Annotated in this window: 10 protein-coding genes and 1 pseudogene; 4 read left to right on the forward strand and 7 right to left on the reverse strand. The window is 71.8% G+C overall.

Annotated features, from left to right (window positions below; genetic code table 11):
* Window positions 1–287 precede the first annotated feature (287 nt).
* Window positions 288–1,466, forward strand: coding sequence for an MFS transporter (locus tag ABZ887_RS28850; protein ID WP_361295115.1), 1,179 nt, complete (start codon window positions 288–290; stop codon window positions 1,464–1,466).
* 336 nt (window positions 1,467–1,802) lie between these two features.
* Complete coding sequence (locus ABZ887_RS28855; RefSeq protein ID WP_361295118.1) at window positions 1,803–3,509, forward strand: carbohydrate binding domain-containing protein; 1,707 nt, start codon at window positions 1,803–1,805, stop codon at window positions 3,507–3,509.
* A 100-nt stretch (window positions 3,510–3,609) separates the two neighbouring features.
* On the opposite strand, the gene ABZ887_RS28860 is transcribed toward ABZ887_RS28855, so the two are convergent.
* Together ABZ887_RS28860 and ABZ887_RS28865 are read right to left on the reverse strand one after the other, a co-directional pair.
* Window positions 3,610–6,951 (reverse strand): lectin, encoded by a 3,342-nt coding sequence (locus ABZ887_RS28860; protein WP_361295121.1) that lies wholly within the window; start codon window positions 6,949–6,951, stop codon window positions 3,610–3,612.
* Window positions 6,952–7,309: 358 nt separating this feature from the next.
* Window positions 7,310–7,906, reverse strand: coding sequence for a helix-turn-helix domain-containing protein (locus tag ABZ887_RS28865; RefSeq protein ID WP_361295124.1), 597 nt, complete (start codon window positions 7,904–7,906; stop codon window positions 7,310–7,312).
* Window positions 7,907–8,087: 181 nt separating this feature from the next.
* On the opposite strand from ABZ887_RS28865, the gene ABZ887_RS28870 reads away from it, so the two are divergent.
* A complete protein-coding gene (locus ABZ887_RS28870; RefSeq protein ID WP_361295127.1) occupies window positions 8,088–9,299 on the forward strand; it encodes a cytochrome P450 in 1,212 nt (403 codons plus the stop codon).
* Window positions 9,300–9,394: 95 nt separating this feature from the next.
* On the opposite strand, the gene ABZ887_RS28875 is transcribed toward ABZ887_RS28870, so the two are convergent.
* From ABZ887_RS28875 to ABZ887_RS28885, 3 genes are all read right to left on the reverse strand, one after another.
* Window positions 9,395–12,349 carry a hypothetical protein gene (locus ABZ887_RS28875; RefSeq protein ID WP_361295130.1) on the reverse strand — a complete coding sequence of 985 codons (2,955 nt, stop codon included), beginning with the start codon at window positions 12,347–12,349 and terminating at the stop codon, window positions 9,395–9,397.
* A 2-nt stretch (window positions 12,350–12,351) separates the two neighbouring features.
* The gene (locus ABZ887_RS28880; protein ID WP_361295133.1) at window positions 12,352–14,199 is read right to left on the reverse strand and encodes an HSP90 family protein; all 1,848 of its coding nucleotides are present in this window, start codon (window positions 14,197–14,199) and stop codon (window positions 12,352–12,354) included.
* A gap of 148 nt (window positions 14,200–14,347) precedes the next feature.
* A complete protein-coding gene (locus ABZ887_RS28885) occupies window positions 14,348–15,331 on the reverse strand; it encodes a hypothetical protein (protein ID WP_361295136.1) in 984 nt (327 codons plus the stop codon).
* Window positions 15,332–15,529: 198 nt separating this feature from the next.
* Between ABZ887_RS28885 and ABZ887_RS28890 the strand changes: the two genes are divergently transcribed.
* Window positions 15,530–15,961 (forward strand): VOC family protein, encoded by a 432-nt coding sequence (locus ABZ887_RS28890; protein ID WP_361295139.1) that lies wholly within the window; start codon window positions 15,530–15,532, stop codon window positions 15,959–15,961.
* A 136-nt stretch (window positions 15,962–16,097) separates the two neighbouring features.
* Here the strand turns inward: ABZ887_RS28890 and ABZ887_RS28895 are convergent, their stop codons facing one another.
* Together ABZ887_RS28895 and ABZ887_RS28900 are read right to left on the reverse strand one after the other, a co-directional pair.
* The gene (locus ABZ887_RS28895; protein ID WP_361295142.1) at window positions 16,098–16,634 is read right to left on the reverse strand and encodes a GNAT family N-acetyltransferase; all 537 of its coding nucleotides are present in this window, start codon (window positions 16,632–16,634) and stop codon (window positions 16,098–16,100) included.
* 454 nt (window positions 16,635–17,088) lie between these two features.
* A pseudogene (locus ABZ887_RS28900) lies at window positions 17,089–18,333 on the reverse strand (glycoside hydrolase family 71/99-like protein); the annotation flags it as partial.
* Between the last annotated feature and the right edge of the window lie 39 nt (window positions 18,334–18,372).

Genomic DNA, 18,372 nt, shown 5'->3' on the forward strand with positions numbered 1-18,372 from the left:
CCTTCCGGCGCCGGCGCGGCGGGAGTTGGTGTGGAACATGTGTGGACATTCGGTGAAGCACTGTTCTTGGCTGAGAAATTGGGATCCCGCCTCGGGTTCCGGTGGGGCGCGCAATGACCGGGAAGCGGTCCGTCCCGGTGGCCGGTGAACGCTCTACCGCAGTACGAGCAGGCCTAATCTGATGCGCGAGCAGGGTGAATGGGCCCGGTAAGCGGACGGATTGGAATCGATTGGACACGGAAAAGCCGCGGAGAGCGCCATTCGGCGCGCTGCGCCCGGGTACCTCGATGCCGGTCGCCGCGCAGGTGCTCATCGCGGGAACGATCTTCTCCCGTCTCGGTGACACCCTTGCCTCCCTGGGCCTGGTGCTGCACGCGGCGGACCGGGACATCCGCTTCGGGGTGACCGAGGTGATGCTCGCCGAGCTCATCCCCACGGTGCTCGCGGCACCACTGATCGGCACCGTGGTGGACCGGTTCAGTGCGCGCGCGGTCTGCCTGTGGGCGCTCCTCGCGCAGGCCCTGTCCCTGGGCGCGGCCACCGCGGTCGGCGGGTTCCATGCACGGGTGGCCCTGGTCGCGCTGTCGGCCCTGGCCGGAGTGGCCTCGGTGGCCGCCGGGTTCAAGATGCTGCCCGCCGTGGCCGGCGAGGAGCACACGGGCCGGGCGAACAGCCTGCTGACGGCGGGGCTGTCCGTCGCGGGACTCGTCGGCCCTCCCCTCGCCGGATTCCTGAACTCCCAGTGGGGCACTCCCGCGCTCCTCGCGGTGGACGCCGTCTCCTTCCTCGTCCTCGCGGGCTGCACCGTGCTGGCGGTGCCGAACACCCTGGACGTGGCCATCGGCCGCCGCCCCGCCACCAGGCTCGCGGACGGCTACCGGGCGCTGCGGGACGCGCCGGTGGTGGGCACGCTGATGCCGGCGCTGGCGGCGGCGATGGTGGCCACCAGCATCGAGAGCGTCGCGGGCGTCTACTACCTGCGGGACGTCGTCAACGGCGACGACACGGTGTTCGGTCTCTTCCTGGCGACCTGGGCCCTGGGGTCCGTCCCGGGCGCACTGCTCGCGGGCCGCGCGCGCTGGGCGGACCGGCACACCCTGCTGATCGTCGGCGGCGTGATGGGCATCGCGCTGGGCCTGCTCCTCACCGGTCTGATCCCGGTGGCCGCGGTCATCTTCCCGCTGTTCCTGATCGCGGGCTTCGGCAACGGCGTCTGCAACGTAGGCCTGCGCAACGCGGTGCACGCGCGTGTGCCGGCGGAGGTGCACGGCAGCGCCTGGGCCTGCTTCCAGGCGCTGTCCCGTAGCTGCATCGGCATCGGCTATCTGCTGGGCACCCCCAACAGCGTGGTCTCCAGCCAGGGACAGGTGATCATCTCCGGGGTCATCCCGCTGGCGGCCATGGTGTGGGCGGCCCTGGCCACCGTCCGCCGGCGCGAGGCCACCGTGACCGAGCCCTCCGCCTGAGCGACCGACCGACTGGTCGGAAAGTAACGGGCCCCCGGCGCCCCGTCCCACCCGGGTCCCACAAGACGGCCGACGAGTTCCGCGTTCACCTCCGCGGGCCGCCCCAGGCAGCCGAAGCGGCCGCAGCCGGGGATCAGGATCACACGGCGGCAACAGGACCCACGGATGGCCGGTAACGGCCATCCATCCCCGTGGAGTTGGCCGTTCCGCCCCATGTAAACACTTGGTCTAGTCCTCTTGACGGAGAGTCTGACCGGTTGTTTGGTATATACCAAAGCCTTCACGACCCCCTCCCCTCTCCACCCTCCCACGGGCCCCCCGAAAGGGGTTTCTGTCATGCGCCTGGCAAGATTCGCGGCCTCCGCCGGTGCCCTCGCACTCGCGGTCACCGGCGTCACCGTCGCGCTGGCCCCCGCCGGCAGCGCCGCGGGGAGCAGCGTCTACTCCGTCGCTCCCTACGTCGACATGTCGAACGGTCAGGAAGGACTGCTCGACACGGCCATCACCGGACACGGGCTCAAGGCCTACACGGCGGCCTTCGTACTCGGCGAGGGCTGCACCCAGATCTGGGGCGACACGCTCCCCATCGGCAACGACTCCTACACCGACCCCGAGATCGCCAGGGCGAAGTCCGAGGGCGCCTCCGTCATCATCTCCTCCGGCGGGGCGAGCGGTGAGCCGCTCGCCTGGACCTGCTCCACCCAGAGCAGCATCGACGCCGGGTACCAGGCCATCATCAACGACTACGGCGTCACCCAGCTCGACTTCGACGTCGAGGGCGCCGCCATCGCGGACACCGCCGCCGCGGCCCGCCAGATGCAGGCGATGAAGGACCTCAAGGCGTCCAACCCGAACCTGCGGTTCTCCATGACCCTGCCGGTCCTGACCAGCGGGCTGACCGGCGACGGCGTCAACATCATCAAGGCCGCCAAGACCGCGGGCATCAAGATCGACGTGGTCAACGTCATGGCCATGGACTACTACGCGGGCACCGGCACCGAGATGGGCCAGGCGGCGGTCTCCGCGGCCAGAGCGACGCTGGCGCAGATGCAGTCCGTCGACTCCTCCTACACCTACGCCAATCTCGGCATCACCCCGATGATCGGCAAGAACGACGACGGGTCCACCTTCACGCCGGCGGACGCCCAGACGGTGGAGAGCTTCGCCGCGCAGAACAGTGTCGGGCGGCTGTCGTTCTGGTCGGCCAACCGGGACCAGCCGTGCAGCGGAAGCGCCAACTCGCTGTCCACGTGCAGTGAGATCAGCCAGAACCAGCTCGCGTTCACCGACGCGTTCGTGCCCTATGAGGGCTCGGGCAGCGGCGGCGGAGGCACCACCACCGACTTCTCCCTGTCGCTGTCGCCGGGTTCCGCCTCGGTCGCCCAGGGCGGTTCGGCGACCGCGACCGTCGCCACGGCCGTCACCTCCGGCAGCGCCGAGTCGGTCAGCCTGTCCGCCTCCGGGGCGCCCTCCGGGGTCAACGTCTCCTTCAGCCCCACATCCGTGACGTCCGGCGGCAGTTCGACGCTGACGGCGACGGTCGGCTCGTCCGTGGCCGCCGGCACCTACCCGATCACCGTCACCGGCTCCGCCGCCACCGGCAGCCACACCGCGACCTACTCGCTCACGGTCACCTCCTCCGGCAGCGGCGGAGGAGGCGGGGGCTCGCTCACCAACGCGGGCTTCGAGACCGGCAGTCTGAGCCCCTGGACCTGCACCGGCGGCAGCTCGGTGGTCGCCGCCCCGGTCCACAGCGGCAGCCACAGCCTGCAGGTCACGCCGAGTTCCAGCAGCACCGGCGAATGCGACCAGACGGTCACCCTGTCCGCCAACCACACCTACACCCTCACCGCCTGGGTTCAGGGTCCGTACGCCTACGTCGGGGTCAGCGGCGGCGCCAGCGCGAGCACCTGGTCCAACAGCAGCAGCTGGAACCAGCTCACGGTCAGCTTCACCACCGGCGGCAGCGGAACGGTCACCGTCTACGCCCACGGCTGGTACGGCCAGTCCAACGTGAACGCGGACGACTTCACGCTGAGCTGAGCCGAGCTGAGCGCAGGCGACATCGACGAGGGGGCCGGTTCCCCGGGCGGGTGCCCGGGGAACCGGTCCCCTCGTACGTACTGCCGTACTGCCGTGCCGTCTACTGGCCGAAGCCGTAGGCGAACAGGTGGTCGGTGCCCGAGGAGCCGGTCACCGGCAGCGTCACCGACGCCACCTGCCTGGACGGATCCAGCGGGACCTTCGTGGCGAAGACATAGGTCTTCACGCCGTCCCGGCCCCCGCTCCCGGTGTTCCGGTAGGCGGTGGTGACGGCCGTCGTGTCACCGGGCAGCGGCTTGCTCGGTCCGCCGTTGAGCGTCCAGTCCGAGAAGCCGACCGTCGCCTGCGAGGTGGTGCCGTCGGTGTAGGTGACGGTCAGCGTGCCGGAGACCCCGCTGCCGTCGGTCGGCGCGTTGACCGCCGCGCCCAGCAGGCCCAGCGACGACCCCGAGGTGCCGGCCGGCATCGGGAGGGTCTGGCCGGCCATCTCCAGGTTGTCGAGCTGACCGGAGGTCACCGTCGGCCAGGTGTAGGAGATGCCGTCGACGGTGAGCGTGGAGCCGCTGGTGACGCCGGCCGCCGAGAGCGCGTTCTGCGAGTAGGCCCAGCCGCCGCCGTCGAAGCCGCCCGAGTAGGTGGCGCCGTCGGGGTAGATGCCCTCGTTGGTGGCGTACGGCCACAGCGCGCCGGGCTTGGCGACGGCCACCCGCAGGGCCGCCCCGGACAGTGCCGTACCGCTGCCGTGGTCGGTCAGGGCGAAGTTGACCGGGTACGTCCCCTCGCTCGCGCCCGCCGTGACGTGGACCTTCGCCTCGGCGCTGCCCGAGGCGGGTACCGTCAGCGAGCCGGACGCGGTGTCGAGCGTGACGCCGGAGGGCGCCGTCGCCGTCCAGTCGACCGTGACGGCCGCGCTGCCGAGGTTGGTCACGTCGAGGGTGCCGTCACCGCCGGTGCCCGGCTGGAGGACCAGGCCGTTGGCGGGGCCGGTGGCCGCCAGCACCCGGCCGCCGCCCGTGGTGTCCGACGGCGGCACCGCCGACGGGTCGGACGCCCAGGAGGTGTTCGGCTGGGTGCCGAGCGTGTAGTCGAGCGTGCCCGCACCCTTGAACTGCTGGAACGTCAGCCAGGAGGCGTTCCACGCCTTGCCCTTGACGTTCAGCGACTGCACGTACGGCGCGTCGGGCGCGGCCTGCGGCGCGTTGATCTTCACCGTCCTGCCGTTCCCGAGGGTCACCTGGGCCGCCGGGAACGCCGGGCTGCCGAGCACCAGGGTGTCGGTACCCGGGGTCTCCGGGTACATGCCGAGCTCGGACCAGACGTACCAGGAGCTCATGGCGCCCAGGTCGTCGTTGCCGAAGGAGCCGACGGGAGCGTTGAAGTACAGGTTCTGCTGGGCGTCGCGGACGGCCGCCTGGGTCTTCCACGGCTGGCCCGTGTAGTCGTACTCCCAGGGGATCTCCACGCTGGGCTCGTTGCTCAGGTCGGCGTCGGTGCTGCCGGGGCTGGTGATGTCGTCGAGGAGGCTGTCCAGGTAGGACGAGTACGCCTTGGCGCCGCCGCGGGCCTGGATGAGTTCCTTCAGGTTGAACGGGACCATGGGGGTGTACTGGGCGGAGGTGCCCTCCACGAAGCCGTTGGAGGTGCCGGGGGTGAAACCGGTCGCGAACTGGCCGTCCTTGTTCTTCGCCTGGAGGTAGCCGGTCTGCGGGTTGAAGACGTTCATCCAGTCCTGGGCGCGGGTGGCGAACTTCGTGTAGACGTCCGTCCTGCCGAGCGACTTCGCGAAGGCGGCGAGGGCGTAGTCGGCGGAGTCGTACTCCAGTTGGGTGGAGACCGGGCCGTAGAAGTTGCAGCAGTTGTAGTCGTTCTCGTCCAGCGGGAGGTATCCCTTGGCGTCCCGAACGGGCTCGCCGGGGCGGTCGTTGTTCGGGACGGTCGCCTCGTGCTGGAGGGCGGCGAGGGCCTTGGCCGTGTCGAAGTCCGTGGCGCCGAAGGCGTACGCGTCGGTGATGATGCCGGCGGCCGGGTCGCCGACCATCACGTAGCTCTCGCCGTTGTTCGAGGCCCACTTGGGCAGCAGACCGGTCTGGTCGTAGCCGTTGAGCATCGAGGTGACGACGTCACTGGCGACCTTGGGCTCGACCAGCGCCATCAGCTGGGTCTGGGAGCGGTAGGTGTCCCAGCCCGAGTAGTTGGCGTACTGGGCCTTCTGGCCCTTGGCCAGGGTGTGGATCTGGTTGTCCATGCCCATGTACTGGCCGTTGGCGTCGGAGAAGACGTTCGGGTGCAGCAGGGCGTGGTAGAGCGCGGTGTAGAACTGCGTCTGCTGGTCAGCGGTTCCGCCGCCCACCTGGATCTTCTTCAGCACCGCGTTCCAGGCGTCGTGGTTTGCCTTCGCCACGGCGGCGAGGTTCCAGTTCTTGATCTCCTTGCCGAGGTTGTCCGCCGCGTTGGCGTCGCTCGTGTACGAGATGCCGACCTTCGCCGTCACCGTGGTGTCCGTGGAGGTGTCGAAGGTGAGGTACATGCCGTTCGCACCGGTCGTGGGCGGCTGGGCGGCCTGGGCGGCCTTGGACAACCGGGAGGCGGCGTTGGCGCTCGGGGTCAGGGAGGCGGTGCCGGAAGTCTTGGCCGAGGCCTTGGTGGTGCTCCCGTGGATCGTCGGGGCCGGCTTCGCGGGGACGGTGAAGTGCTTCTCCTTCAGCGGCTTCGACGTGGACTTCTGCGGGGCCTGCTCGACCTTGCCCGCCTTCAGCGACTTGGCGTCGGGGGTGATGGTGCTGCCGACCCACGTACCGCTCGCGGCGAACGGGCGGTCGAACTTGATGTCGAAGTGCAGCGTGTACCGGTTGCTCGCGCCGCAGAAGTGGCCGCTGTCGATCGCGCCGCTGATCTCCTTGCTGTTCACCACCTGGACGCGGGTCCCGTCCACCTGGGTGGCGCCCCCGCTGAGCTTGAACAGCAGGTTCGCCTGCTGTCCGGCCGGGAAAGCGAAGGTGCCGAGCCCGGCGCGGGTGGTGTCGGTCAGCTCGGTCGTGACCCCGTTGGCGTCGGTGACCTTGTAGGACCCGATGCCGGCCTTCTCGTCGGCGTGGCTGAAACCGACCGACGTACTGCCGAGGTCGCCCGACAGGGCGCCGGTCACCGGCAGCACGGGCAGGTCGCCCGCGACCGGGCAGCCCGGCCCCGAGACGTGGGTGAGGCTGAAGCCGGAGAGCTTGTTGTCGGCGTACTCGTAGCCGCCGCCGTCAGGACGGTTCGGCGTCGTGTCGGGACCCCACTGCACCATGCCGGCTGGCATGTCGGGGCCGGGGAAGGTGTCCACCGCACCGGAGGTGCCGATGAGGGGGTTGACGAGGGACGCGGGGTCGGTCACGAGGGCCGGACTCGCGGTGCTCGCGGCATGGGCGGTGCCGACCGTCGAGAGCGGCAGGGCTGCCATGCCCAGGACGCAGACCACGGCAAGGCGCCCGCGGAATCCTGCTCTGGTGGGGGGTGGTGCGGCTGAACGTCGGGGTCTCACCATCGGTTGCCTCCGCAGCAGTTCGTGCTTCGCACATCAGGTGTCGGCGCGTCGGGAAGCGCCGGAAAGCCAGGCGACAGGCAACGGATCGGGTCGCGCTCGCACGGCCTGACAACGTTGCCATACACGAGTGTTGAGTGAAACGCCTGCGCTTGCGGCATGTCAACGAGGCCAACAGGACTTTCCGCGCGCGAAGTTCAAAGAGTGACCCACGCCGGGATCAACGCCTGGTTTTCTTGCGGAAGTCACGCCCGCTCGGCAACGGCCCCGCGCGGCCCTACAGCCCCCGGGTGACGTGGCGCAGCGCGTCGGCGAGCTGTTCGCGGTGCCGGCGCAGCGCCTCGGGGGTGATGCCCTGCTCGGCCACCGTCCGGGCGAGGTCGTCGGTCGCCACCTTGAGCACGGCGCTCATGGTCGCGGCCCGCATACGGACGTCGAGCAGGTCGGCGGAGGCTCCCGCACGTCCGGCGAGCACCTCGGCGAACGTCTGCTCCGCACGCTCGCGGAGCACCAGGTAGACGGCGCGCAGCGCGGGCTCGCCGTAGGTCAGCCGGATCACGGTGAGGACGGCCTCGGCGTCGCCGTCGGCGGACGCGTCGGGGGCGGCCCGGTAGGCGGCGCGCAGATGCTCCGTCAGGTCGGCCTCCGGCGGCCAGGCGCGCAGGACCTCCTGGAAGGCCGCGACCGACTGCGCGAGCAGCGGCTCCACGCAGCTCTCCTTGCTCGGGAACCAGCGCCACAGCGTGCGCTCCGAGACGCCGGCCGCCCGCGCTATCTGCTCGCCGGAGGTGGCGGCCACGCCCTGCTCGGCGAAGAGCCGGACCGCGTGGCGGGAGATGTCCAGGCGCCGGTGCCGCCGTTGGCGCTCGCTCACCGGGGGCCGTCCCCGGCGGGGCGCCATCGGGCCACTGTCCACCGTCACGTCCTCCATCGGGCGATCCAATCACGCCGGGGCCGCGGGGCGACTGGCCGGAAACATTATTGGCAGTGACTGACAATAAAGTGTTACGGTCGAAATGCCGGAAGATCGCGTTCCGAGGTCCAGGAGGAGGACCATGAACGGTGCCGCCGAGCGTTCCCGACTGCCCTTCGCACGGCCGAACGTGCTCGATCTCGCGCCTCTCTACGAGGTGCTGCGCCGGGAGGCGCCGATCACGCCGGTCACCACCCCTGCCGGGGATCCGGCCTGGCTGGTCACCCGTTTCGAGGAGGTCCGCGACCTCCTCGGCGACAAGCGGCTCGGCCGCTCCCATCCCGACCCGGAGCGGGCGTCCCGCATCACGACCGCCGCGGTGCAGGAGGGCCCCTCGGGCACCTACGCCACCGAGGAGGCCGACCACACCCGGATGCGCCGGCTGCTCACCCCGGCCTTCTCCGCCCGGCGCATGGTGATGCTCTCCGACCATGTCCGGCACCTGGTGGACGGCTGTATCGACCGGCTGACCGCCGAGCGCGCCGCCGCCCCCGACGGGGTCGTCGACCTGCATGCCGGGCTGGCCTTCCCGGTGCCGGTCGCCGTCATCTGCCGGCTGCTCGGCGCGCCCGAGAGCGACCGCGAGTACTTCGCCGGGCTGTCGGGGCGCATGGCCGACTACGCCATCGGGGACGAGGCCGAGCGGGCGCGGGCCGAGTTCAACGACTACATGACCACGCTCGCCGAGGCCAAGCGCGCCCGGCCCGGCGAGGACGTCATCTCCGACCTGGTCCGTGCGCAGAGCGCCGACGCGGACTTCGACTACGGCGAGATGATCAGGCTCTGCGTCGGGCTGCTGTTCGCCGGGCACGAGACCACCGTCAACCGCATCGGCCTCGGCACGCTCTTCCTGCTCACCCGGCCCGACCAGTGGCGGGCGCTGACCGCCGACCCCGCCGGCCGGGTCAACGCCACCGTCGAGGAGATCATGCGCCTGGGCGCGCCCGGCGACCTGGGCCTGCTGCGCTACGCACACACCGACGTCGACGTCGCCGGGGTCACCGTCCGCAGCGGCGACGCCGTGATCCTCTCCGTCAACTCGGCCAACCGCGACGCGGCCGTCTACACCGATGCCGAGACGTTCGACCCCGACCGTCCGGAACGCAACCATCTCGGATTCGGCCACGGCCCGCACTTCTGCATCGGGGCGAGCCTGGCCCGCACGGAGCTGCGCATCGTCTTCGCCGCCCTGGCCGAGCGCCTGCCCGGTCTGCGGCTCGCCAAGGACGTCGACGAACTGGAGGTCCGCACCACCCTCACCGGCGGGGTCAGCGAGCTGCCCGTGACCTGGTGAGGGCGGTGCGGCCGTCGAGTCGCCTCCGTCGCTCGTACGGGCGGCGCGCCCGTCGGGTCACCCCCGTCGCGCGTACGGGCGGTGCGCCCGGCGGGTCACCCCTCGTCGCGCAGCCGGGCCGCCAGGGAGGTCAGCGAGTCGGTCTCCTCGGTGTGGCCCAGCGCGGTGAGGCGGGAGACCGCCGCGTCGAGGCGGGCCAGGGCGGGTTCGGGGCGTTCCAGGTAGAGGCCCTCCACGACGGCCGCGAGCCGGACGCACTCGGCCCACTCGCCGACGTGGTCCCGGTCGTGGGACTCGGATTCGGGTTCGGGTCCGGGTTCGCCGAGCAGGGTGAGCGCCTCGTCCAGGGCGGTCAGGGCGGTCTCGTACTCACTGGCGTAGGCGTTGACCCGCCCGTGCTCGTAGGCCAGGGCGCTGTCCAGGTCACGGCCGCGGGCCTCGTACCCCGCGGTCCGGGCCTCGTCGGCGACACGGCCGGCGTCGGCGAGCAGGGCGAGGGCGTCGGCCAAGCCCTCGGCGCCCTGCTGCTGGGCCTGGAGCCGGGCGAGTTCGCGCAGGCAGCTGCTGAGCTGCTCGTAGCGCGGCTCCCGGGCATGCGCGGCGAGGGCCTGGTCCGCGGCCTCCCGGGCCCGGCCGAACTCGCCGGACTCGGCCAGGAGTACGGCCGTCTCCGCGGCGATCATGGCATGGCTCCCCGGGTCGTCGTCCCAGCCGGCCGACTCGGCCGCGAGGGCGGCGTACTCCGCTGTCGCGGCCTTGAGGTCCTCGCCCGCGTGCAGCGCGCGGGCGCGGGCCAGACGGAGCTGGGCGACGAGCCGGTCGTCCAGCTCCCCGGCGGTGACGTCCGGTTCGGCCAGGAGGGAGTCGAGGAGCGCGATGCAGTCCTCGATCCGGCCCAGGTCGAGGCTGAGCTGGGCCGCGTTGCTGTAGGTGCAGAACGCGTCGAACCGGCTGCCGTGGCGCAGTTCCAGCTCCGCGGAGCGCGTCAGGTGCCGCAGTGCCTCGTCGGGGCGGCCCAGACGCATGCAGGCCTGCGCGAGATCAGCGTGCAGGCGGGCGGTGTCGACGGTGTCGGCGGGCCATGCGGCGGCCAGTCGGAGGGCCTCGGCCAGGTCCGCGTGGGCCGCCTGTGCGTCCCGGAGGCCCAGCCGGATCCGCCCGCGCAGGCCGAGCGCGTGGGGCAGGTGCCAGGCCGGGCCGTGTGCCTCGAGCCGGTCGAGCAGGGCATCGGTCCCGCTGACCGCGGCAGGCAGGTCGCCGCGGAGGGCGTGGGTGCCGGCCCGCAGCAGCAGGGCTCCGGAGATCTGCCCGACGATGTCGTGCCGGACGGCGAACGCGTCCAGCAGGTCCACCTCGGCGAGGACCGGCGCGAGATGCTCCTCGTCGTGCGAGGTCTGGAACCGCAGGCCGAGCGCGGTCGCCCGCAGCCGCAGCAGACGGGCCTCCTGGTACGGGGTGAGGTCGGTGGCCGCCTCGTGGAGGCGGACCATGGACGCGTGGGCGTCGGTCAGCGCGGCGGTCCTCGCCTCGGCTTCGTCGGCGCCCTGCGGGGCGATCTGCGCGGCGGCGAGCAGGGCACTGGCACGGGCGACCGCCGCCCGCCCCGGCTCCGCGGCGTCGTCGTACAGGCCCGCGGCCTCCTCGTAGAGCGCGGCGGCTTCGTCGAACAGGTCCTTCTCGCCCACCCGGCTCGCCTCGTCGGCCAGCAGGTCCGCGCGCAGGCGTACCAGCGGTCCCACGGCCGGGTCGTCGGGGTGGACGTAGTCGGGGGCGGCGACGAGCGTGCGCAGGCGTGCCCAGTGGGCCGTCGCGTCCGGATGCCCCTCGGCCGCCGACTCCCGGGCCCGGGCGATGAGTTCGGGCAGCGACTCGGGCACGGCGGCGGGCGCGGCGGCGGGGCCGGGGGCGGGTACGGCGGCCGGGGTCACGTCGTCGAGGCCGCGGGTGCGGAGCGTCAGTTCGAGTGCGTCCAGGAGGGGGGCGCGGTCGAGGCGGGAGCGGCGCCGGTCGGCGTGGGCCGTGGTGCCGTTGCGGGTGTCGAAGCGGGCGGCGAGGTCGTCGGCGCGGCCGCGGACCTCGGCGCGCAGCCCGGCCACCGTCCAGGTGCGGCCCGGGTAGCCGGCGGCGGGCAGACCACCGTGGCCGAGGGCCTCGACACGCTGGAGGAGGACCTCCACGCCGGTGAGGAAGCTGAGCTGGTCCAGCGGCGATTCGACGTCGTCGAACAGGTTCCGGTTCTCGGCGAGGAGTTCCAGGCCGCGTGCCTCGTTGCCGGTGAGCGCGCAGAACTCCAGGTGCCGGCCGACCTCGCCGGACATCGAGGGGTTGCGGCGGCAGGCGCGGTAGCCGGCGAGGTGCAGCTCGCGGGCGCGGTCGGCGCCGCCGGTGCGCAGCAGGGGAAGCAGTGCGTAGGAGACGGAGCGGGCGGGTTCCTCCTGGCAGGACTCCTTCCCGGCCAGGACGGGCTCCCAGGTGCGCAGCGCCTGCTCGTCGTCGCCCGCCGCGAGGTGGTGCAGGGCGCGCCCGCAGATCTCGCAGGCCTCGCAGTCGCTGAGTTCGGTGCGGGCCCGTCCCGCCCACAGCTCGTAGGCCAGGTCGGTGTCCTCGCCGACGTGGACGGCGAGCTGGTAAGCCTGTCCGTAGTAGGGCTGGAGGCCGAGACCGGCCTTCTCGTACCGGTCCCGCATCTCGGTCAGCCACTGGCGCAGGCTGGCCAGCGGCATCTCGGGCAGGGCGACCAGGGCGAGGGCCACCCACTTGAACCGCCAGAACAGGGTGTGCCGCAGCCGCTCGTCGAACACGTCGGGCTGTTCGTCGAAGAGGGTGAGCACGCGGGCGAAGACGACGGGCGACTTCCGCGGTTCGGAGCCGTAGTTGTACGCCTTCTGGAGGGCGAGGAGCGCGTGGGCCAGCGGGCGGGGTTCCGCGAACTGCTCGGCGGCGTCGACGAGTTCCTCGGCGGTGACGGTGCGGGTACGGCCGAAGGGGCGCCGGTCGTTCTCCTGGAGCGCCTGGTACAGCTCATCGGTGGTCTGGGGTGCGGTCGGCATCGTCAGCTGTCCTTGCGGAGGGCGTGGGCGAGGAGGTCGAGGAAGGAGCGGTTGATGAGGCTCGACTCGGCGGGCCTGAGCGGGCGCCGGGACAGCATCGCGGCCTGCCCGTAGAGGGCTTCGGCGCTGGTGCGGGCCAGTTCGGGCTCGTCGATGGTGACGGCGGTGCGGACCAGGGGGTTGAGCTGGTTGAGGATCAGCTGGGCGCGCGGTGCCTCCTGGCGCAGGTGGCCGAGGATGTCGCCCCAGACGCCGCCCTGCTGTTCGCGGGCGAGCTGGGAGCGGGTGCGCTCGTGCCGGGCCTCGCGGCTGTCGAGGAGGAGGGCGGGGGCGGAGGCGGGCTGGAAGGTGCGCAGCGCGACGTCGCAGTCGAAGACCGCGAGGGCGTCCCGGGCCAGGGCGAGGTAGGCCGCGGCGGCGAGTTCCGTCTCCCGGTCGACGGGGTCGAGGTGGGCGGTGAGGGTGCCCGGGTCGAGGTCGGCGACGCTGACCTCGGGCCTGATCTCCGGCAGCCGGTGGACCAGTTCACGATCGTAGGTGTAGCCGCCGTTGACGACCCCGAGCCCGGCAGCCGCGGCGATGGCCGCCACCTGCCGGAACTCCTCCACGCTGGAGGTCACGAGGACGGTGCGGTGGGTGCGCGCGAACTCGTCCAGGGTGGCGTGTCCGTCGGTGGTCTCGAACGGCAGCCACGGCAGCAGCATCCGCAGGATCTCGTCGTCGTGCACGGCCAGCGACTTCACGGCCAGGTGGTGGGTCTGGAGGAAGCGGCCGAGGAGGTCGGGGTCGCTGGCGGCGGTCCGGGCGATCCAGGCGCGCAGCCGTTCGGCGAGGGCGTCGCGGACGGCGGCGAGGGTGTCGTCCTCGTACAGGGACTCGCGGGACGCGGTCGGGCGCAGGCTCTCGGCGTCGAGGACGCAGCGGACGAAGAACGCCCACTCGGGCAGGATCTCCTCGGCCTGCTCGGACAGCAGCATGCCCTTGACGTGCACGCGGTGGCCGTGGCGGCGCCCGGCGGGCACCGCGTCGGGCAGCACGCACGCGATGCCCTTCAGTCCCACCGCCGGCAGGTCCAGGTCGATGGTGTCGAGCGGGGTGAACCCGAAGATGTCCTCGCCGTACGCGGCCAGCGCGCGGGAGCGGGCGCCCGGTGTGGGGTAGCTGCGCGCCCAGGGGGCGGGCTCGGGGTTGACGGCCGCGCCCGGGCCGCCGGTGCCGTCGTGGAAGGTCACCGGGTGACGCAGCAGGGAGCCGAAGTGCCGGGCCAGCGCCTGTACTTGGACCGGCCGGGTCCATTCGCCCGCGTCGGCGCGGGGCGTGAGGGTGACGGTGGTGCCCGGCCGGGGGCGGGCGGAGGCGGGCAGGGCGCGGACGGAGTAACTTCCGTCGCCGCGGCCCCGCCACTCCACGGCGGGGGCGTCGGGGGTGCGGGCGGAACGGCTGACGACGTGGATCTCGTCGGCGACCAGGAAGCAGGAGAGCAGGCCGATGCCGAACTGGCCGATGAAGTCGGCGCGTTGCTCGGCGACCTGCTCGGCACGCTTGCTGCTGCGGCCGATCGTGGCGAGGAACGTGTGCACGTCGGCCTCGGTGAGGCCGACGCCGTCGTCCTCCACCCGGACGACCGAGCCGTCGGCGTACACCCGGATGCCGAACGCGTCGGCGGGGGAGCCCGGTTCGAGGCCGTGCCGGGCGGTCAGCGCGTCCACCGCGTTCTGCAGGAGTTCGCGCAGGTAGACGCGGGGGCTGGAGTAGAGGTGGTGGGAGAGGAGGTCGACGAGGCCGCGCAGGTCCACCTGGAAGGTGCGGTCGGCGCCGGCCGGGCTCGCGGGGGTCTGAGGCAGAGTCATCAAGGAGTCCGGGGTGGGGTGTCGGAAGAAGGGCGGGTGCGGTTGCCGGGCGGTGCGGGAGACACCGGTGACGGCGGCAACGCGGTGCGGAGAGGCTGGTGACGGCGGCAGCGGGGTGCGGGACACACCGGTGACGGCGGCCGTCGGCTCAGGCGCGGCGCCGGAAACGGGCGTACGTCTTCTCCGGCTGCGCCATGTAGACCCAGGGCCACCGGGTGTAGGCGCCGTCCAGCTCGTGGTAGACGCGTGGGGCCACGACGCTCTCGGCGGCCAGCGACAGGGCCATGGCGAAGATGTTGAAGTCCTCCTGCCAGCCCGGCTGCCGCTCGTACTCGGGGTGGAGGATGCTGCGCTGGGCCGCGTCCCTCAACTCGCCCTGGATCTCCGGGGTGTCGAGGCAGTTCTTGTCGTCGGACTCCACCCAGTCCTCGATGTGGGCCATGGCGACCGCGCAGCCGAGGCGATGGCCGTCGGGGGCGCCGGCGAACGCCTTGCGTGCGAACTCCAGGGCCTGGCCCGGCTCGCCGTGCCAACGCGGCTGGAGGTGCGACACCCACTCGATGTGGGTCTCCAGGTCCAGCGGGTCGCGGCGCAGGGCGGCGGCCAGCCGGGCCTCGTTGACGGCGGTGCCCAGCGACATGCCGCGGCCGGAGGTGAGCAGGCGCCGCCACGGTGTGATCCACTCCGGCCGCAGCTCGGCGGCTTCGAGCAGGTGCTCCTCGGCGATGCGGAGCCGGTCGTAGAAGACGCGCCACTGGTCCCTCGACACGTCCGTGGCGCGCGCGGAGGTGCGCGCCTCCCAGCCCCAGCTGATGTGGCGCGCCCCGGATATCAGCAGGGCCGTCGCCCGGTGCTCCTCGTCCCCCTCGACGGCCCGGCCGATCCAGTCCTGCAGCCCGTCCACGTCGGACAGTTCACCCAGCACCTTGTGGTCGCTGCCGAGATCGAAGGGGGCCGACGCCATCCTGACCGCGTCCCAGTCACCCGACTCCGCCGCCACCACCAGCGCCATGACCCGGGTGTCCCCGAGGGTCTGCAGCTTGTACACCCCGTTCTGCCGGCGCGGCGCGGGAAGGGCATGCGGATCCGCCGCCGGTCTCTCCCCGCCCCTGCCGAACAGCTTGCCGAACATGCCGCGCCCTCCCCAGGTTTCGCGTGATCATTCCGGTGCAGCATAAGCGGCACCACCGACAACGCTTCCACAGAGTTTCCATGGCCTGGGCACGGGCTGGACACGGGATCGGTGGCCCCGCCCTCGCACCCCTCCCCCGGCCCTCGGGGCTCGGATATTCCGGCGCGGTCGCGAGTCACCCCCTGCTAGGGTGCGCCGATGCCTTCGATCAAGCAGTTCCAGGTCACCTTCGACTGCGCGGAGCCCGAGCGCGTCGCTCGCTTCTGGTGCGAGGTGCTGGGGTACGTCGTACCGCCGCCACCGAAGGGGTTCGCCACTTGGGACGACTACCAGGGCTCCGTGCCGGCCGAGGAACAGGGTTCCTGGTTCGCCTGCACCGATCCCTCGGGGGTGGGCCCCCGGCTGTTCTTCCAGCGCGTTCCCGAAGGCAAGGTCGTCAAGAACCGGGTGCATCTCTGCGTGCGGGTCGGCACCGGACTGGTGGGGGAAGAGCGTCTGGCCACGCTGGAGGCCGAGTGCGCACGGCTGCTCCCGCTCGGCGCGGTACGCCAGCGGCTGCTGTACGACGGCGGCGACGACTCGTGCATCGTGATGCAGGACATCGAGGGCAACGAGTTCTGCATCGACTGAGGGTCGCGGACAGCAGGTCCGACCTCCCCGCACGCGGACCCTCGGGGGCAGGGTCCGGCGTTCGTCGAGGTGAGAGGATGCCGCACCTGGAACTGCGGGGCACCGGAGCCCGAGCCCGGGTTCCCGAAGGCGCCCGTCACATGGGGAGCGAGAGCAGCCGCACCGTCCCCGAGGGCCAGCGGGCGTCGTCGCGGAGGGGGGTCACCATGGTCCGCAGCGGCATGGTCACCAGGCGCTCCTCCGGCTGTTCGACGAGCACCTCCTCGTCGAGCGGATGCCATCCGAGGCGCTGGTAGAGCGGTACGAGGGGAGGCCGGCAGAACAGGAGCGCGTGCCGGGGACCCATCGTGCGGGCGTGCTCCAGTGCGGCCGTGACCACGAGCCGTGCGAGCCCCTGACCCTGCACACGGGGTGTGACGGCCACCCCGCCGACGCCCACCACCTCGGTCTCGGCGTCGCCGATCGCGACGGGCAGCCGCAGCAGACCGGCGTGTGCCACGAGCCGGCCGCCGTGTCTGATGCCGAAGTGCTCCTCTTTCGGCAGCCAGGTCAGACCGGCCGAGGCAACGCCGAAGGGATCGTCGCCGGTACCGAGGATCTCCTCCTGGTCGGCCTTCGTGTACCGGGGCAGCCGCACCACAGTCGGTGCCACGGCGGACTGGTTCTCGGACATCCCCCCATGATGATCTCCCAGGCGGCTACGGACCAGGCGGTCCCCAGCCGATCCGCGCCGTCCGAAGCCATGCCGGCACCTCGCCGATCCCCGACGAAAAAATCTCGCCCACTTTCTGTTACGGCAGCGCCGACGGCGGACCCTCCCTTCACATGGACACCTTCTCTCCCACCCCGGAGCCCTCCGTGCCCCTCTCCCACCGCGCTCCGGCCTGGACCCGCCGCAAGCTGCTCGGCGCCACGGCGGGCGGCACCGCGATCGCGGCACTCGGCACGTTCGGCGTCCGCCGCTTCGCCTCGGCGGCCGATGCGAGCGCGAGTGCCGTGGGCGACGTCGTGGGCAAGGTCACCGTCGGCTACCAGGGCTGGTTCGCCTGCAAGGGCGACGGCGCACCGATCAACGCCTGGTGGCACTGGGCCCCCGGCGCGGCGGGCGGTGTGGTGTCACCGGTGGGGACGACCGGCTGGGTGGGGCGGGTGGCGGTCAGGGCGAGGTCGCCCTTGAGCATGCGGCCGCCGTCGCCGGTGAGGCGCAGGTAGTAGTCGGCCGAGCAGGCGGTGCCGTCCTCGTCTAGGGCGAGGAACCCGGAGTTGGTGGGCACCCATGCCTGGGTCTCGGCCGTCTTGGCGATCTGGTTGCCCTCGTTGTACTCGTCGAACATCGAGATGTAGATGCCCTGCACCCCGGCCCGGACCATGTTGTAGAACTGCCGCCACATGAAGTCGCCGTGCGCGCGCTGCCGGCCGGAGACGTCGCCGGGCAGCACACAGGGCTGGAAGTCGATGCCGTTGGCGTTGCAGTCCGCCACGTCGGGGACCGTGTAGGTGGTGTACGCGTTGTCGGCCTCGGTGACGTTCCCGATGGCGCCGACCATCCACGGCGAGATCATGTCGAAGGCGTGGTAGACGCCGAGGAAGCCGGGCTGCGAACCGCCGGTCCCCGTCCGCCATTCACGCGGGACGCCGCCGATGACGTAACAGCCCTGGTTCTTCAACCAGTTGACGACGTCGAGGCAGGCGTCGGCGGTGAAGGGGTGGTTGGGGTCGTTGAAGCCGAAGCCCCAGATGCACACGACCGGCTTGCCGTTCTGCATCGCGTACGCCGAACTGGCGGTGTGCGCGGACATCTTGTTCGTCCAGTCCGTCTTGATCTCGGACTGCATGTTCGTCCAGTTGGAGACGTCGTACATGATGTAGAACTTCCGCCCGTACGCCTCGGCGGCGCTGCGCACCCTGGTCGCCATGGCGTCCCGCGTCGGGCCCTCGCCGCCGGTGGGGTTGAAGCGCTGGAGGGCGGCGGTGTCGATGCCGTTCTGCTGCATCCACAGGAAGTGGGTGTTGACGGTCTGCTGGTCGTACGAGGAGAACAGCGTGGCGGGCTGGCCGTTGCCGAGGGCGGCGTACGAGGTCTGGTACGTGTTGGTGTAGTCACGCATGTCGGGCCAGCACTTGATGTTGGTGTTGGTCGGGGACGGCGACTGGCTCCAGTTCTGGCTCCAGTGCCACCAGCCGTTGATCGGCGCACCGTCGCCGACGCAGGCGAACCAGCCCTGGTAGCCGACGGTGATCTTGCCGACGACGTCGCCGGGCGCGCCGGCCGCGGACGCGGTCGGGGCGAGTGCGGTCTCGGTGACGCCCACGGCTCCCACCGCGGTGGCCGCCGCAGCGGCCCGTAAGAAGACTCTGCGTGTGACACCCATCTGGACTCCTCTGCTGGCCTTCGGTGTTCGGTGCCGCCG

Source organism: Streptomyces sp. NPDC047061 (assembly GCF_040643955.1).
In the GTDB taxonomy this organism is placed as follows: Bacteria; Actinomycetota; Actinomycetes; order Streptomycetales; family Streptomycetaceae; genus Streptomyces.

What these genes read in the sequence shown, in the direction of transcription:
- ABZ887_RS28870 (WP_361295127.1), top strand. Translation starts at nt 8,088, where the DNA reads ATGAACGGTGCCGCCGAGCGTTCCCGACTGCCCTTCGCACGGCCGAAC.
- ABZ887_RS28895 (WP_361295142.1), bottom strand. Translation starts at nt 16,634, where the DNA reads ATGTCCGAGAACCAGTCCGCCGTGGCACCGACTGTGGTGCGGCTGCCC.
- ABZ887_RS28875 (WP_361295130.1), bottom strand. Translation starts at nt 12,349, where the DNA reads ATGCCGACCGCACCCCAGACCACCGATGAGCTGTACCAGGCGCTCCAG.
- ABZ887_RS28880 (WP_361295133.1), bottom strand. Translation starts at nt 14,199, where the DNA reads ATGACTCTGCCTCAGACCCCCGCGAGCCCGGCCGGCGCCGACCGCACC.
- ABZ887_RS28855 (WP_361295118.1), top strand. Translation starts at nt 1,803, where the DNA reads ATGCGCCTGGCAAGATTCGCGGCCTCCGCCGGTGCCCTCGCACTCGCG.
- ABZ887_RS28860 (WP_361295121.1), bottom strand. Translation starts at nt 6,951, where the DNA reads ATGGCAGCCCTGCCGCTCTCGACGGTCGGCACCGCCCATGCCGCGAGC.
- ABZ887_RS28890 (WP_361295139.1), top strand. Translation starts at nt 15,530, where the DNA reads ATGCCTTCGATCAAGCAGTTCCAGGTCACCTTCGACTGCGCGGAGCCC.
- ABZ887_RS28885 (WP_361295136.1), bottom strand. Translation starts at nt 15,331, where the DNA reads ATGTTCGGCAAGCTGTTCGGCAGGGGCGGGGAGAGACCGGCGGCGGAT.
- ABZ887_RS28850 (WP_361295115.1), top strand. Translation starts at nt 288, where the DNA reads ATGCCGGTCGCCGCGCAGGTGCTCATCGCGGGAACGATCTTCTCCCGT.